General features: G+C 63.2%; 22 protein-coding genes. All 22 read left to right on the top strand.

Going from position 1 to position 13681, the window contains the following annotated elements:
• Positions 1–80 precede the first annotated feature (80 nt).
• The 22 genes from rpsG to rpsE all read left to right on the top strand — a co-directional run bounded on the left by rpsG (position 81) and on the right by rpsE (position 13677).
• Positions 81–551, top strand: coding sequence for a 30S ribosomal protein S7 (gene rpsG / locus K3181_RS01630; RefSeq protein WP_221600190.1), 471 nt, complete (start codon positions 81–83; stop codon positions 549–551).
• Positions 552–687: 136 nt separating this feature from the next.
• Positions 688–2820, top strand: coding sequence for an elongation factor G (fusA, locus tag K3181_RS01625; protein ID WP_221600188.1), 2133 nt, complete (start codon positions 688–690; stop codon positions 2818–2820).
• A 94-nt stretch (positions 2821–2914) separates the two neighbouring features.
• Entirely contained in the window at positions 2915–4105 is a 1191-nt protein-coding gene (gene tuf / locus K3181_RS01620; protein ID WP_221600187.1) for an elongation factor Tu, read from the top strand.
• A gap of 330 nt (positions 4106–4435) precedes the next feature.
• Positions 4436–4747, top strand: a complete 312-nt coding sequence (gene rpsJ, locus K3181_RS01615) for a 30S ribosomal protein S10 (RefSeq protein WP_006831877.1) — start codon at positions 4436–4438, stop codon at positions 4745–4747.
• 249 nt (positions 4748–4996) lie between these two features.
• Complete coding sequence (gene rplC, locus K3181_RS01610) at positions 4997–5863, top strand: 50S ribosomal protein L3 (RefSeq protein ID WP_221600185.1); 867 nt, start codon at positions 4997–4999, stop codon at positions 5861–5863.
• Positions 5864–5866: 3 nt separating this feature from the next.
• On the top strand, positions 5867–6490 hold the full coding sequence (gene rplD / locus K3181_RS01605; protein WP_221600183.1) for a 50S ribosomal protein L4: 624 nt from the start codon (positions 5867–5869) through the stop codon (positions 6488–6490).
• Positions 6483–6791: a 50S ribosomal protein L23 gene (locus K3181_RS01600; protein ID WP_221600180.1), complete on the top strand. Its 309-nt coding sequence runs from the start codon at positions 6483–6485 to the stop codon at positions 6789–6791. Before rplD ends, K3181_RS01600 begins: the two co-directional genes overlap by 8 nt.
• Positions 6792–6805: 14 nt before the next feature.
• Positions 6806–7642, top strand: a complete 837-nt coding sequence (gene rplB, locus K3181_RS01595) for a 50S ribosomal protein L2 (protein ID WP_221600179.1) — start codon at positions 6806–6808, stop codon at positions 7640–7642.
• A 6-nt stretch (positions 7643–7648) separates the two neighbouring features.
• Entirely contained in the window at positions 7649–7924 is a 276-nt protein-coding gene (gene rpsS / locus K3181_RS01590) for a 30S ribosomal protein S19 (RefSeq protein ID WP_067464762.1), read from the top strand.
• On the top strand, positions 7924–8301 hold the full coding sequence (rplV, locus tag K3181_RS01585) for a 50S ribosomal protein L22 (protein ID WP_221590210.1): 378 nt from the start codon (positions 7924–7926) through the stop codon (positions 8299–8301). Before rpsS ends, rplV begins: the two co-directional genes overlap by 1 nt.
• Position 8302: 1 nt before the next feature.
• On the top strand, positions 8303–8998 hold the full coding sequence (rpsC, locus tag K3181_RS01580; RefSeq protein ID WP_221600177.1) for a 30S ribosomal protein S3: 696 nt from the start codon (positions 8303–8305) through the stop codon (positions 8996–8998).
• 21 nt (positions 8999–9019) lie between these two features.
• Positions 9020–9454 carry a 50S ribosomal protein L16 gene (gene rplP, locus K3181_RS01575; protein ID WP_221600174.1) on the top strand — a complete coding sequence of 145 codons (435 nt, stop codon included), beginning with the start codon at positions 9020–9022 and terminating at the stop codon, positions 9452–9454.
• Complete coding sequence (rpmC, locus tag K3181_RS01570; RefSeq protein WP_221600172.1) at positions 9454–9663, top strand: 50S ribosomal protein L29; 210 nt, start codon at positions 9454–9456, stop codon at positions 9661–9663. Before rplP ends, rpmC begins: the two co-directional genes overlap by 1 nt.
• Positions 9664–9673: 10 nt before the next feature.
• Positions 9674–9964: a 30S ribosomal protein S17 gene (gene rpsQ / locus K3181_RS01565; protein ID WP_221600170.1), complete on the top strand. Its 291-nt coding sequence runs from the start codon at positions 9674–9676 to the stop codon at positions 9962–9964.
• A 62-nt stretch (positions 9965–10026) separates the two neighbouring features.
• Positions 10027–10395, top strand: coding sequence for a 50S ribosomal protein L14 (gene rplN, locus K3181_RS01560; protein ID WP_006831888.1), 369 nt, complete (start codon positions 10027–10029; stop codon positions 10393–10395).
• Complete coding sequence (gene rplX, locus K3181_RS01555) at positions 10395–10715, top strand: 50S ribosomal protein L24 (RefSeq protein ID WP_221600168.1); 321 nt, start codon at positions 10395–10397, stop codon at positions 10713–10715. The genes rplN and rplX overlap by 1 nt, the downstream gene beginning before the upstream one ends.
• A complete protein-coding gene (rplE, locus tag K3181_RS01550; RefSeq protein ID WP_221600166.1) occupies positions 10708–11286 on the top strand; it encodes a 50S ribosomal protein L5 in 579 nt (192 codons plus the stop codon). The genes rplX and rplE overlap by 8 nt, the downstream gene beginning before the upstream one ends.
• A gap of 26 nt (positions 11287–11312) precedes the next feature.
• Positions 11313–11618, top strand: coding sequence for a 30S ribosomal protein S14 (gene rpsN, locus K3181_RS01545; RefSeq protein ID WP_221600164.1), 306 nt, complete (start codon positions 11313–11315; stop codon positions 11616–11618).
• 11 nt (positions 11619–11629) lie between these two features.
• Positions 11630–12025 (top strand): 30S ribosomal protein S8, encoded by a 396-nt coding sequence (gene rpsH / locus K3181_RS01540; RefSeq protein ID WP_221600162.1) that lies wholly within the window; start codon positions 11630–11632, stop codon positions 12023–12025.
• Positions 12025–12558 (top strand): 50S ribosomal protein L6, encoded by a 534-nt coding sequence (gene rplF, locus K3181_RS01535; protein ID WP_221600160.1) that lies wholly within the window; start codon positions 12025–12027, stop codon positions 12556–12558. Before rpsH ends, rplF begins: the two co-directional genes overlap by 1 nt.
• Position 12559: 1 nt before the next feature.
• Positions 12560–12904, top strand: a complete 345-nt coding sequence (rplR, locus tag K3181_RS01530; protein WP_221600158.1) for a 50S ribosomal protein L18 — start codon at positions 12560–12562, stop codon at positions 12902–12904.
• On the top strand, positions 12904–13677 hold the full coding sequence (rpsE, locus tag K3181_RS01525; protein WP_247714827.1) for a 30S ribosomal protein S5: 774 nt from the start codon (positions 12904–12906) through the stop codon (positions 13675–13677). The genes rplR and rpsE overlap by 1 nt, the downstream gene beginning before the upstream one ends.
• Positions 13678–13681 lie beyond the last annotated feature (4 nt).

Below are 13681 nucleotides of genomic sequence, written 5' to 3'. Positions count from 1 at the left end.
CTGGGTGGTCGGGCGGGGGAGCGGGCAGGAGCCGCAAGGCAACACGGAGGTGTTGCCGCACTCCGAAGGAGTTAAACGAAATGTCACGTCGTCGTCGTCCCGAGAAGCGGGAAATCCTGCCTGATCCGAAGTTCGGTGATCAGGTCCTGTCGAAGTTCATGAACAACCTCATGTACGACGGCAAGAAAGCCGTCGCCGAAGGTATCGTCTACACCGCGCTCGACACCGTCGAAGCCAAGGCGAAGTCGAACCCGATCGAGCTGTTCCACAATGCGCTCGAGAACATCAAGCCGCAGGTCGAGGTGCGCAGCCGCCGCGTCGGCGGTGCGACCTACCAGGTGCCGGTCGAGGTTCGCCCCGAGCGTGCCCAGGCGCTCGCCATCCGCTGGCTGATCACCGCCGCGCGCGGTCGTCCGGAAACCACCATGGCGGCCCGCCTCTCGGGCGAGCTGATGGATGCGGCCAACAACCGCGGCAATGCCGTCAAGAAGCGCGAAGACACGCACCGCATGGCGGACGCGAACCGCGCCTTCTCGCACTACCGCTGGTAAGGCGGGACGGATTTGGGACTGGCTCCTTCGGTTCACCGCTCATCCTGAGCATGTCGAAGGACCCGGTCTCGAAACCGTCGCATTAATCCCTACATGGGGGCCGAGCCAGCTCACCCCCGAACTCGAGGAATTCCACATGGCCCGCGAATATCCGCTGGAGCGGTACCGCAACATCGGCATCATGGCCCACATCGATGCCGGCAAGACCACCACGACCGAGCGTATCCTCTACTACACCGGCAAGTCCTACAAGATCGGCGAAGTCCACGACGGCGCCGCGACCATGGACTGGATGGAGCAGGAGCAGGAACGCGGCATCACCATCACCTCGGCTGCGACCACCACCTTCTGGACGCCCGAGGATCCGGCGATGGATCCGCGCTCGGACCCCGAGGCGCTTCGTGCTGACATGCCGAAGTACCGCATCAACATCATCGACACCCCCGGCCACGTCGACTTCACCATCGAAGTCGAACGTTCGCTGCGCGTGCTCGACGGCGCGGTCGCCGTGTTCGACGGCGTCGCCGGTGTCGAACCGCAGTCCGAAACCGTCTGGCGCCAGGCCGACAAGTACGGCGTTCCGCGGATGTGCTTCGTCAACAAGCTCGACCGTACCGGCGCCGACTTCTACTACTGCGTCCAGTCGATCATCGACCGCCTCGGCGCGACCCCGCTGGTGATCACGCTGCCGATCGGCGCCGAGAGCAACCTCAAGGGCGTGGTCGACCTCGTCGCCAACCGCGGCATCGTGTGGCAGGCCGAAGACCTCGGCGCGAAGTACGAATTCGTCGACATCCCCGAAGACATGGCCGACAAGGTCGCGGAATATCGCGAGAAGCTGATCGAGACCGTCGTCGAACAGGACGACGAGGTCATGGAAGCCTATCTCGAAGGCAACGAGCCCGATATCGCCACGATCAAGAAGCTGATCCGCAAGGGCACCATGGCGCGCGATTTCGTGCCCGTGACCTGTGGCTCGGCGTTCAAGAACAAGGGCGTCCAGCCGCTGCTCGACGCGGTGGTCGACTACATGCCGTCGCCGCTCGACGTTCCGGCCATCAAGGGCGTGCTGCCCGACAGCGATGTGGAAGAAACGCGTCCCTCGTCGGACGACGAACCCTTCGCCGCGCTGGCGTTCAAGATCATGAACGACCCCTTCGTCGGCTCGCTGACCTTCACCCGCATCTATTCGGGCAAGCTCACCAAGGGCTCGGTCCTGAACTCGGTGAAGGACAAGAAGGAAAAGATCGGCCGCATGCTGCTGATGCACTCGAACAACCGCGAGGACATCGAAGAAGCATTCGCGGGCGACATCGTCGCGCTGGCCGGCATGAAGGACACGACCACCGGCGATACGCTGTGTGATCCGGCCAAGCCGATCATCCTCGAGCGGATGGAATTCCCCGAGCCGGTGATCGAACTGTCGGTGGAACCGAAGACCAAGGCCGACCAGGAAAAGATGGGCGTCGCGCTAAACCGCCTGGCCGCCGAGGATCCGAGCTTCCGCGTCACGACCGACCACGAATCGGGCCAGACGATCATCAAGGGCATGGGCGAGCTTCACCTCGACATCCTCGTCGATCGCATGAAGCGCGAATTCAAGGTCGAGGCCAACGTCGGTGCGCCGCAGGTGGCCTACCGCGAATATCTCGGCAAGCCGGTCGACGTCGACTACACCCACAAGAAGCAGTCGGGCGGCTCGGGCCAGTTCGGCCGCGTCAAGGTCAAGGTCACCCCGGGTGAGCGCGGCCAGGGCTTCGTCTTCGAAGACGAGATCAAGGGCGGTAACATTCCGAAGGAATACATCCCCGCGATCGAGAAGGGCATGCGCGAGCAGGCCGAAAGCGGTCACCTGGTCGGCTTCCCGATCATCGACTTCACCGTGACGCTGTACGACGGTGCGTACCACGACGTCGACTCGAGCGCGATCGCGTTCGAAATCGCCGGTCGCGGTGCGATGCGCGAAGTGGCCGAGCGTTCGGGCATCAAGCTGCTGGAACCGATCATGAAGGTGGAAGTCGTGACCCCCGAGGACTACCTCGGCGACGTCATCGGCGACCTCAACAGCCGTCGTGGCCAGATCCAGGGCACCGACACGCGCGGCAACGCCCAGGCTGTCGAAGCCAACGTGCCGCTCGCGAACATGTTCGGCTACGTCAACGAACTGCGCTCGTTCACTCAGGGACGCGCCCAGTACTCGATGCAGTTCAGCCACTACGACGAGGTCCCGGCGAACGTCGCGGCCGAGGTCAAGGAGAAGCTTGCGTAAGCGAGCTTTGAGGTCTAGGGGCGGCGCCTGATTCAGCGGGCGCCGTTTCCTCCCCCGCAGAAATCCCAAATTTTAAGACAGAGGTTATTGGAAAATGGCGAAGGAAAAGTTCGAGCGTAACAAGCCGCACTGCAACATCGGCACCATCGGTCACGTCGATCACGGCAAGACCACGCTGACTGCGGCGATCACCAAGGTGATGGCTGAAGAAAACGGCGGCGCTGCAGTCGATTTCGCGAACATCGACAAGGCTCCGGAAGAGCGTGAACGCGGCATCACCATTTCGACCGCGCACGTCGAATACGAAACCGGCGCTCGTCACTACGCGCACGTCGACTGCCCGGGCCACGCCGACTACGTCAAGAACATGATCACCGGTGCCGCCCAGATGGACGGCGCTATCCTGGTCGTGAACGCAGCCGACGGCCCGATGCCGCAGACCCGCGAGCACATCCTGCTCGCCCGTCAGGTCGGCGTCCCCGCGCTGGTCGTCTACATGAACAAGGTCGACCAGGTCGACGACGAGGAAATCCTCGAACTCGTCGAACTCGAAGTTCGCGAACTGCTCAGCTCGTACGACTTCGACGGCGACAACATTCCGATCATCAAGGGTTCGGCCCTGGCCGCTCTCGAAGGTCGTGACGACGAAATCGGCAAGAACTCGATCATCGAGCTCATGAATGCAGTCGACGAGCACATCCCGCAGCCGGAGCGTCCGGTCGACAAGCCGTTCCTGATGCCGATCGAAGACGTGTTCTCGATCTCGGGTCGCGGTACCGTCGTCACCGGCCGTGTCGAAACCGGTGTTGTCAATGTCGGCGACGAAGTCGAAATCGTCGGCATCAAGGACACCCAGAAGACCACCGTCACCGGCGTCGAAATGTTCCGCAAGCTGCTTGATCGCGGTGAAGCCGGCGACAACATCGGCGCCCTGATCCGCGGTATCGGCCGTGAAGACGTCGAGCGTGGCCAGGTTCTGGCGAAGCCCGGTTCGGTTACGCCGCACACCGAGTTCAGCGCCGAAGTCTACGTCCTGTCGAAGGACGAAGGCGGCCGTCACACGCCGTTCTTCGCGAACTATCGTCCGCAGTTCTACTTCCGCACCACCGACGTGACCGGCGAAGTGATCCTTCCCGAAGGCACCGAAATGGTGATGCCGGGCGACAACGTGACCATCTCGGTCAAGCTGATCGCTCCGATCGCCATGGACGAAGGCCTGCGCTTCGCTATCCGCGAAGGCGGCCGCACGGTCGGCTCGGGCGTGGTCGCGACGATCACGAAGTAAGCTCGCGCAAGCGACTGCAAGGCTTTGGCCCGCTCCTCCTGGCGAGGGGCGGGCCTTCGCTTTTTGTGAAGGCATTTGACGGACCGCGCGCACGGTCCGTCGCGCCTGGTTTCCGGCTTTTGGACTGAGGCGGAAATCAGGGGTTGTCAGGTGGGGCTCTCCTCCGTATATGCGCGCCCACAGGCAGGGATTCGCGTCCCCGTCACACAAGAATTCATGGAAGGTCGCCCGATCCGGGAAACCGGGCCGACTAGGGCGGACCTTTCTTTTTTGCGGGTCTGAAACGGCAACGGACAAGGCTCGCTTGGCTCTTTCGCATCGGTGTAGGTAATGGAAGCTCAGAATATCCGCATTCGCCTCAAGGCGTTCGACCATCGCGTTCTCGACCAGGCAACTGGCGAAATCGCAGACACCGCGCGTCGCACGGGTGCTCTTATTCGTGGCCCCATTCCCATGCCGACGCGTATCGAGAAGTTCACCGTGAACCGCGGTCCGCACATCGACAAGAAGTCGCGCGAGCAGTTCGAGGTGCGCACCTACAAGCGGCTGCTCGACATCGTGCAGCCCAACGCCCAGACCGTCGACGCGCTGATGAAGCTCGACCTCGCAGCTGGCGTGAACGTCGAGATCAAGCTGGCCTAAGCCGCTGATCCGGTCCCCGGCAGGACCTTAAACCGGCCGGAAGTTCAGGGGCGCTCGATAGCCCCGCCGGTCCGCAAGGCCCGGCAAGACATCGGGATACCGCCGGATCTGATCCGGGCCTGCGTCCCCCGTCTCGCTTCCAAGGCATCACGCTGCGGAGGCACTCAGCCCGGACGGGGCGACGCATCACAAAACGGGCTGGCAAGCACCTCGGATGGGCCGGGGTGCCTCTGTTTTAGGAGTTTTACGATGCGCACTGGCGTTATCGCAAAGAAAGTCGGGATGACCCGCCTCTTCCAGGAGGACGGTCGGCACGTGCCGGTTACCGTTCTCGCGCTGGAAAACTGCCAGGTCACTGCTCACCGCACCGAAGATCGCGATGGTTACTTCGCGGTCCAGGTCGGTTCGGGCGAAGCCAAGCAGAAGAACGTGAACAAGCCGCAGCGTGAAGCCTTCGCCAAGGCGCAGGTTCCGCTCAAGATGAAGGTCGCCGAATTCCGCGTCGACACCGAGGACGCCCTGCTTCCCGTCGGTGCCCGCATTTCGGCCGAGCACTTCATTGCCGGCCAGAAGGTCGACATCACCGGTCACACGCAGGGCAAGGGCTTCGCCGGCGCCATGAAGCGTTGGGGCTTCGGTGGTCTGCGTGCCACCCACGGCGTTTCGCTCTCGCACCGTTCGCACGGTTCGACGGGTAACCGCCAGGATCCGGGTCGCGTGTTCAAGGGCAAGAAGATGGCCGGCCACATGGGCGACCGTCAGCGCACCCAGCAGAACCTCGAGATCGTGCGCACCGACGCCGATCGCGGCCTGCTCTTCGTCAAGGGCTCGGTCCCGGGCGCGAAGAACGGCTGGCTGCTGGTCAAGGACGCGGTCAAGATCGACCATGTCGATCTGCCGTTCCCGGGCGTGATGTATCGCAACCGCGACGAATTCGAGCACCAGGAAGCTGATGCCGGTCTCGTCGAGAGCGCTGCCCAGCACGAAGTCGGCACGGAAATTTCCGCCGAACAGCAGGAAAAGCTGCTGAAGGAACAGGAAGCCGGTGCCGAAACCGAAACCACCACCGATACCCCCGCAGCCGACACCGGCTCGGACGAGAACAAGGAGGGCTGATCCGTGAAGGTGAAGGTCCAGAAAATCGACGGCAAGGCGTCGGGCGACATCGAACTGAACGATGACGTGTTCGGTCTCGAGCCGCGTGCCGACATCCTGCACCGGGTTGTCACCTGGCAGCTCGAAAACCGCCGCGGCACCGCCCGCCCGACACGCGAGCGTTCGGACGTTGCCCGCACCGGCAAGAAGTGGGGTCGCCAGAAGGGCGGCGGCACGGCTCGCCACGGCGACCGCGCAGCCCCGATCTTCATCGGCGGCGGCAAGGCCCACGGTGCGCGCAAGCGCGACTTCAACCCGTCACTGAACAAGAAGGTTCGTGCGCTCGGCCTGAAGATGGCTCTTTCGACCAAGGCCAAGGACGGTCTCGTGATCGTCGACAGCCTCGAACTCAAGGACGCCAAGACCAAGGCTCTCGTCGCGACTTTCGGCAAGAACGGCTGGAGCGGCAAGGTCCTCGTGATCGACGGCGAAAGCGTCAACGACGGTTTCAGCAAGGCTGCCCGCAACATCCCCGGCGTCAACGTGCTGCCGGCGATGGGTGCCAACGTCTACGACATCCTGAAGCACGACACGCTGGTCCTCACCAAGGACGCGGTCGAAAAGCTGGAGGCCCGTTTCAATGGCTAAGAAGCAGGAAGTGGAAGCGCGTCACTACGACGTCGTGCTCGCACCGCACATCACCGAGAAGGCTACCCTGGCTTCGGAACACAACGCCGTGGTCTTCAAGGTCGCCAACGACGCCACCAAGCCGCAGATCAAGGAAGCCATCGAGGCGATCTTCGGTGTCAGCGTCACGGGCGTGAACACCATCAACGTGAAGGGCAAGACCAAGCGCTGGAAGGGCAAGCCTTACAAGCGCGTCGACCAGAAGAAGGCCGTGGTCACCCTGAAGGACGGCGACTCGATCGACGTCACCAGCGGTATCTGAGGGGCTAGGAAACAATGGCACTCAAGAACTACAAACCTACGAGCCCGGGCCGTCGCGGCCTGATCCTCGTCGACAAGTCGGGCCTCTACAAGGGCAAGCCGGTCAAGTCGCTCGTCGAAGGCAAGCGCAAGACCGGTGGTCGCAACAACAAGGGCCACGTCACCTCGCGCGGCATGGCCGGCGGCCACAAGCAGAAGTACCGCTATGTCGACTTCAAGCGTCGCAAGTGGGACGTCGAAGGCACCGTCGAACGGCTCGAATACGATCCGAACCGCACCGCCTTCATCGCGCTGGTGAAGTACGAAGACGGCGAACTGGCCTACATCCTTGCTCCGCAGCGTCTCGCTGTCGGCGACAAGGTCGTGGCCGGCGAGAAGACCGACACCAAGCCCGGCAACGCCATGCTGCTCGGCCAGATGCCGGTCGGCACCATCTGCCACAATGTGGAAATGAAGCCGGGCAAGGGCGGCCAGATCGCCCGCGCCGCCGGTTCCTACGTCCAGCTGGTCGGTCGTGACCGCGGCATGGTCATCGTGCGCCTCAACAGCGGCGAGCAGCGTTACCTGCGCGCCGACTGCATGGGCACCGTTGGTGCCGTGTCGAACCCGGACAACCAGAACCAGAACCTGGGCAAGGCCGGTCGTCGTCGCTGGATGGGCATCAAGCCGCTCACCCGTGGTGTCGCCAAGAACCCGGTCGACCACCCGCACGGTGGTGGTGAAGGCCGCACCAGCGGTGGCCGTCATCCGGTGACCCCGTGGGGCAAGCCGACCAAGGGCGCCCGTACCCGCAAGAACAAGGCGACGGACAAGATGATTATCCGTTCGCGCCACGCGAAGAAGAAGAGGTAATCCGACATGGCTCGTTCCGTCTGGAAAGGTCCGTTCGTCGAGCTCAGCCTTCTGAAGAAGGCAGAGACCGCCCAGGACGCCGGTGGCGCCAAGCCGATCAAGACCTGGTCGCGCCGTTCCACCATCCTGCCGCAGTTCGTTGGTCTGACGTTCAACGTCTACAACGGTCACAAGTTCATCCCGGTCTCCGTCTCGGAAGAGATGGTCGGCCACAAGCTCGGCGAATTCGCGCCCACGCGCACCTTCCCGGGTCACGCCGCCGACAAGAAGGGTAAGCGCTGATGAGCAAGCAGAAGGCACCCCGTCGCGTTGCCGACAACGAGGCGCTCGCCGTCGGGACCACGATCCGTGGTTCGGCGCAGAAGCTCAACCTCGTCGCCGGCCTGATCCGCGGCAAGAAGGCCGAAGAGGCCATGAACATCCTCGCTTTCTCGAAGAAGGCGATGGCGAAGGACGCCAGCAAGGTGCTCGCTTCGGCGATCGCCAATGCGGAAAACAACCACAACCTCGATGTCGACGCTCTGGTCGTTGCCGAGGCTTCGGTGGGCAAGTCGATCACGATGAAGCGCTTCCACACCCGTGGTCGCGGCAAGTCGACGCGCATCCTGAAGCCGTTCAGCCGCCTGCGCATCGTCGTCCGCGAGCAGGAAGAGGCGTAAGATGGGCCATAAGAGCAACCCGATCGGTCTGCGCCTGCAGATCAACCGCACCTGGGACAGCCGCTGGTACGCCGAAGGGCGCGACTACGCCAAGCTGCTCAGCGAGGATGTCGAAATCCGCAAGTACATCGTCGAGAACCTGCCGCAGGCAGCGATCTCGAAGGTGGTCATCGAGCGTCCGGCCAAGCTGTGCCGCATCTCGATCTACGCAGCCCGTCCCGGTGTGATCATCGGCAAGAAGGGTGCGGACATCGAGAAGCTGCGCACCAAGCTGTCGAAGATGACCGAAAGCGAAGTGAAGCTGAACATCGTCGAGATCCGCAAGCCGGAAATCGACGCCAAGCTCGTCGCCCAGGGCATCGCCGACCAGCTGATCCGCCGTGTCGCTTTCCGCCGCGCCATGAAGCGCGCCGTGCAGTCCGCCCTGCGTCTGGGTGCCGAAGGCATCAAGATCACCTGCGGCGGCCGTCTCGGCGGTGCGGAAATCGCTCGCGTCGAATGGTACCGTGAAGGTCGTGTGCCGCTGCACACGCTGCGCGCCAACATCGACTATGCGGAAGCCGAAGCGCTCACCGCCTACGGGATCATCGGCATCAAGTGCTGGATCTTCAAGGGCGAGATCCTGGCGCATGACCCGACCGCCCAGGACCGCCTGATGATGGAAGCCCAGACCTCGGGCGTCCGTCCGGCGCGCTGATTGCAGGATTAGGAAAGAACCATGCTGCAACCGAAGAAAACCAAGTACCGCAAGGCGTTCAAGGGCAAGATCCATGGCAACGCCAAGGGCGGCACCACGCTGAACTTCGGGTCGTACGGCCTGAAGGCGATGGAACCGGAACGCATCACCGCGCGCCAGATCGAAGCCGCGCGTCGTGCGATCACCCGTCACATCAAGCGTCAGGGTCGTCTCTGGATCCGCGTCTTCCCCGACGTGCCGGTGTCGAAGAAGCCTGCCGAAGTCCGTCAGGGTAAGGGCAAGGGCTCGATCGAATACTGGGCCGCTCGCGTGAAGCCGGGCCGCATCCTGTTCGAACTTGACGGCGTTGCCGGCCCGCTGGCCGCCGAAGCGTTCGAGCGCGCAGCGATGAAGCTGCCGATCAAGACCAAGGTCGTCGCCCGCATGGGTGACACCGCCCACCTGGGAGGCGAATGATGGCCAAGATTGAAGACCTGCGCCAGAAGTCGGACGACCAGCTGGCCGAAGAGCTGACCACGCTGAAGCGCGAGCAGTTCAACCTCCGCTTCCAGGCGGCGACGAACCAGCTCGAGGCTCCGGCCCGCATCCGCGAAGTCCGCCGCACGATCGCCAAGATCAAGACGCTGCAGACCGAGCGTTCGCGTTCGGCTGAAGCGAAGGCTTAAGGAGTAGACCATGCCCAAGCGTATCCTGATCGGGACCGTCACCTCCGACAAGACCGACAAGACCGTGACCGTGCTCGTCGAGCGCAAGGTGAAGCATCCCCTCTACGGGAAGATCATTCGCCGCTCGAAGAAGTACCATGCCCATGACGAGAACAACGAGTTCACGCTCGGCGACGTCGTGCGCATCGAAGAAACCAAGCCGATCTCCAAGACCAAGACCTGGCAGGTGATCGATCGCGTTACCGCAGGTGGCACGCAGGCTGTCGAGGCTGACCTCGAAGTCGAAGCCGCCGGTAACTGAGCTTTTTTGACGTAGGAACTGCCGGACTTGTTCCGGCAAGCCATTGAGAAGGAACCGGATCGATGATCCAGATGCAATCCAATCTCGACGTCGCGGACAACAGCGGCGCCAAGCGCGTCCAGTGCATCAAAGTACTGGGCGGCTCGAAGCGCCGGACTGCTTCCGTCGGCGACGTGATCGTGGTTTCCGTCAAGGAAGCCCAGCCGCGCACCAAGGTGAAGAAGGGCGATGTCCATCGCGCCGTCATCGTGCGCACGAAGAAGGACGTTCGCCGCCCCGATGGCAGCGTGATCCGCTTCGACAGCAACGCCGCGGTGCTCGTGAACAAGAACGAAGAGCCGATCGGCACCCGTATCTTCGGCCCGGTGGTGCGCGAACTGCGCGGCCGCGGCTTCATGAAGATCATCTCGCTTGCTCCGGAGGTGCTGTAATGGCCGCCGCTAAGATCAAGAAGGGTGACAGCGTCGTCGTCCTGTCCGGCAAGGACAAGGGCAAGACCGGCACCGTCGCGAAGGTCATGCCGAAGGATGGCAAGATCGTCGTCGAAGGCGTCAACATCGCTGCCCGTCACCGCAAGCCGACCCAGCAGAACCCGCAGGGTGGCTTCGACCGCTTCGAAGCGCCGATGGCCATCAGCAAGGTTGCGCTGGCCGATCCGAAGACCGGCAAGGCCACTCGCGTCCGTTTCGAAGAAAAGGACGGCAAGAAGGTGCGCGTTGCCGTGAAGTCCGGGGAGACCATCGATGGCTGATTACACGCCCCGCATGAAGCAGCGCTACGACGAGCAGATCGTCAAGGCGATGACCGAGAAGTTCGGCTACAAGAACGCTCTTGAAGTCCCCAAACTGGAAAAGATCACGCTCAACATGGGCGTCGGCGAAGCCAGCCAGGACAAGAAGAAGGTTCAGACCGCAGCCGAGGAAATGGCACTGATCGCCGGCCAGAAGCCGGTTATCACCAAGGCCAAGAAGTCGATCGCGCAGTTCAAGCTGCGTGAAGGCATGCCGATCGGTTGCAAGGTCACCCTGCGCCGCGAACGCATGTACGAGTTCATGGATCGCCTGGTGACCGTGGCCATGCCGCGCATCCGCGACTTCCGCGGCCTCAACCCGAAGTCGTTCGACGGCCGTGGCAACTATGCCATGGGCCTGAAGGAACAGATCATCTTTCCCGAGATCAGCTACGACCAGATCGACAAGGTCCGGGGGATGGACATCATCGTAACCACGACGGCGAAGACCGACGAAGAGGCTCGCGAGCTTCTGAAGCTGTTCGGTTTCCCGTTCCCGGCTGAAAAGTCGGAAGAGAAGGAGGCGGCGTGAGCCGCTAAGAGAGGAACTTAAGTCCAATGGCGAAACTGAGTTCGATCAACAAGAACGAGCGTCGCAAGAAGCTCGTCAAGCAGTATGCGGAAAAGTTCGCGAAGCTGAAGGCTATCGCTGACGATGAAAGCCTCGACGAGTCCGAGCGCCTGATGGCCCGGCTCAAGATGGCGGAACTGCCGCGCAATGCGAACCCGACCCGGGTGCGCAACCGCTGCTCCACCACCGGCCGCCCGCGCGGCTACTACCGCAAGTTCGGTCTCAACCGCATCGAACTGCGCGACCTCGGCAACAAGGGCCTGATTCCGGGCCTGACCAAGTCGAGCTGGTGAGGTAAAGACAGATGGCTATGACCGATCCCCTGGGTGATATGCTCACCCGCATCCGCAACGGCCAGCGCGCGAAGAAGGACAGCGTCCTCTCGCCCGCTTCGAAGCTGCGTGCGAACGTCCTCGAAGTGCTCCAGCGCGAAGGCTACATCCGTGGCTACAGCGAAGACGCTTCGGGCAAGCACGCACAGCTGCGGATCGAACTGAAGTATTTCGAGGGCGAACCTGCGATCAAGCATGTCGCTCGCGTCTCCAAGCCGGGCCGCCGCGTCTATTCGGGTTCGAAGGAACTCCCGATCGTGCGCAACGGTCTCGGCATCACCATCGTCTCGACGCCCAAGGGTGTGCTTTCGGATGCCGAAGCCCGCACCGAAAACGTCGGCGGCGAAGTGCTGGCGGAGGTGTTCTGATGAGCCGCATCGGCAAGAAGCCGGTCGCGATCCCGAGCGGGGTCGAGGCCAAGATCGACGGCGACATGCTTTCGGTCAAGGGTCCCAAGGGCACCCTGACCATGGGCCTGTCCGACCTGATCGACTACAAGCTCGAAGACGGCGCGATCTCGGTCAAGCCGGCCAACGACACCCGCGCCGCGCGTAACCACTGGGGTATGCAGCGCACGCTCGTGTCGAACCTGGTCGAAGGCGTGACCGACGGGTTCAGCAAGGTCCTCGAGATCAAGGGCGTCGGCTACCGTGCGCAGGCCCAGGGCAAGAAGCTCAAGCTTCAGCTCGGTTATTCGCACGACGTCGATCTCGACGTTCCCGAAGGCCTCGAGGTGAAGACCCCGGACCAGACCACGGTCGAGATCTCGGGTATCGACAAGCAGAAGGTCGGCCAGTTCGCTGCCGAAGTCCGTCGCTGGCGCAAGCCCGAGCCCTACAAGGGCAAGGGTATCGCCTATCGCGGCGAATACATCTTCCGCAAGGAAGGGAAGAAGAAGTAAGATGGCAAAGCTCTCTCTCTTTGAACGTCGCCGTCGCCGCGTCCGCACCGCTCTCAAAAGCGTTTCGGGTGGCAAGCCCCGTCTGTCGGTGCACCGCACCGGCCAGCACATCTATGCGCAGATCATCGACGATGCTGCCGGCAAGACCGTTGCCGCTGCCTCGACGCTGGGCGTGAAGGGCTCGGGCGCCAATGTCGAAGCCGCCAAGAAGGTCGGCAGCGACATCGCCGCTGCTGCCAAGAAGGCCGGCGTGACCACCGTCGTGTTCGATCGCGGCGGCTTCCTGTTCCATGGCCGCGTCAAGGCGCTGGCCGACGCCGCTCGCGAAGGCGGGCTGGAGTTCTGATGATGGCTGACGAAACCAAGAACGAAGAAACCGTGACCGCCGAAACGGCAACCGCGGTGACCAACGAGCAGCCGGCCGTGGCGGACACGCCGTCGGAAGCTGCCGACAACCAGTCGCCCGCTCAGGGTGCCGAAGGCCAGCCCCGCCAGGGTCGCGGTCGTGGCCGTGGTGGCGATCGTGACGGCGGCCGTGGCCGTGGTCGTGGCCGCCGCGACGACCGTCGCCGCGAGGAAGAAGACGACGGCATCATCGAGAAGCTCGTCCACATCAACCGCGTCAGCAAGACGGTGAAGGGCGGCAAGCGCTTCGGTTTCGCTGCTCTCGTGGTTGTCGGTGACGGCCAGGGCCGCGTCGGCTTCGGCAAGGGCAAGGCCCGCGAAGTTCCGGAAGCGATCAGCAAGGCGACCGCCGCTGCGCGCAAGAAGATGATCCGCGTCGCGCTGAAGGAGGGCCGCACCCTCCATCACGACGGCAAGGGCCATTTCGGTGCCGGCAAGGTCACCGTCCGCACCGCGCCTCCGGGTACCGGCATCATCGCCGGTGGTCCGATGCGCGCCGTGTTCGAGAGCCTCGGCGTTGCCGACGTGGTGACCAAGTCGGTCGGCACCTCGAACCCCTACAACATGATCCGCGCCACCTTCGACGCGCTGCAGGACCAGACTTCGCCGAAGTCGGTTGCGCAGCGTCGCGGCAAGAAGGTCGCCGACCTGCTCGGTCGTGGTGGCGCATCGGAGGCCGAGGCTGAAGCCGACGCCGCAGCTATCGCGGAGTAAGATC

This window comes from Qipengyuania mesophila (assembly GCF_019711655.1).
In the GTDB taxonomy this organism is placed as follows: domain Bacteria; phylum Pseudomonadota; class Alphaproteobacteria; order Sphingomonadales; family Sphingomonadaceae; genus Qipengyuania; species Qipengyuania mesophila.
Note: the sequence above shows the minus strand (reverse complement) of the source record. Positions and strands in the feature narration are given on the sequence as shown.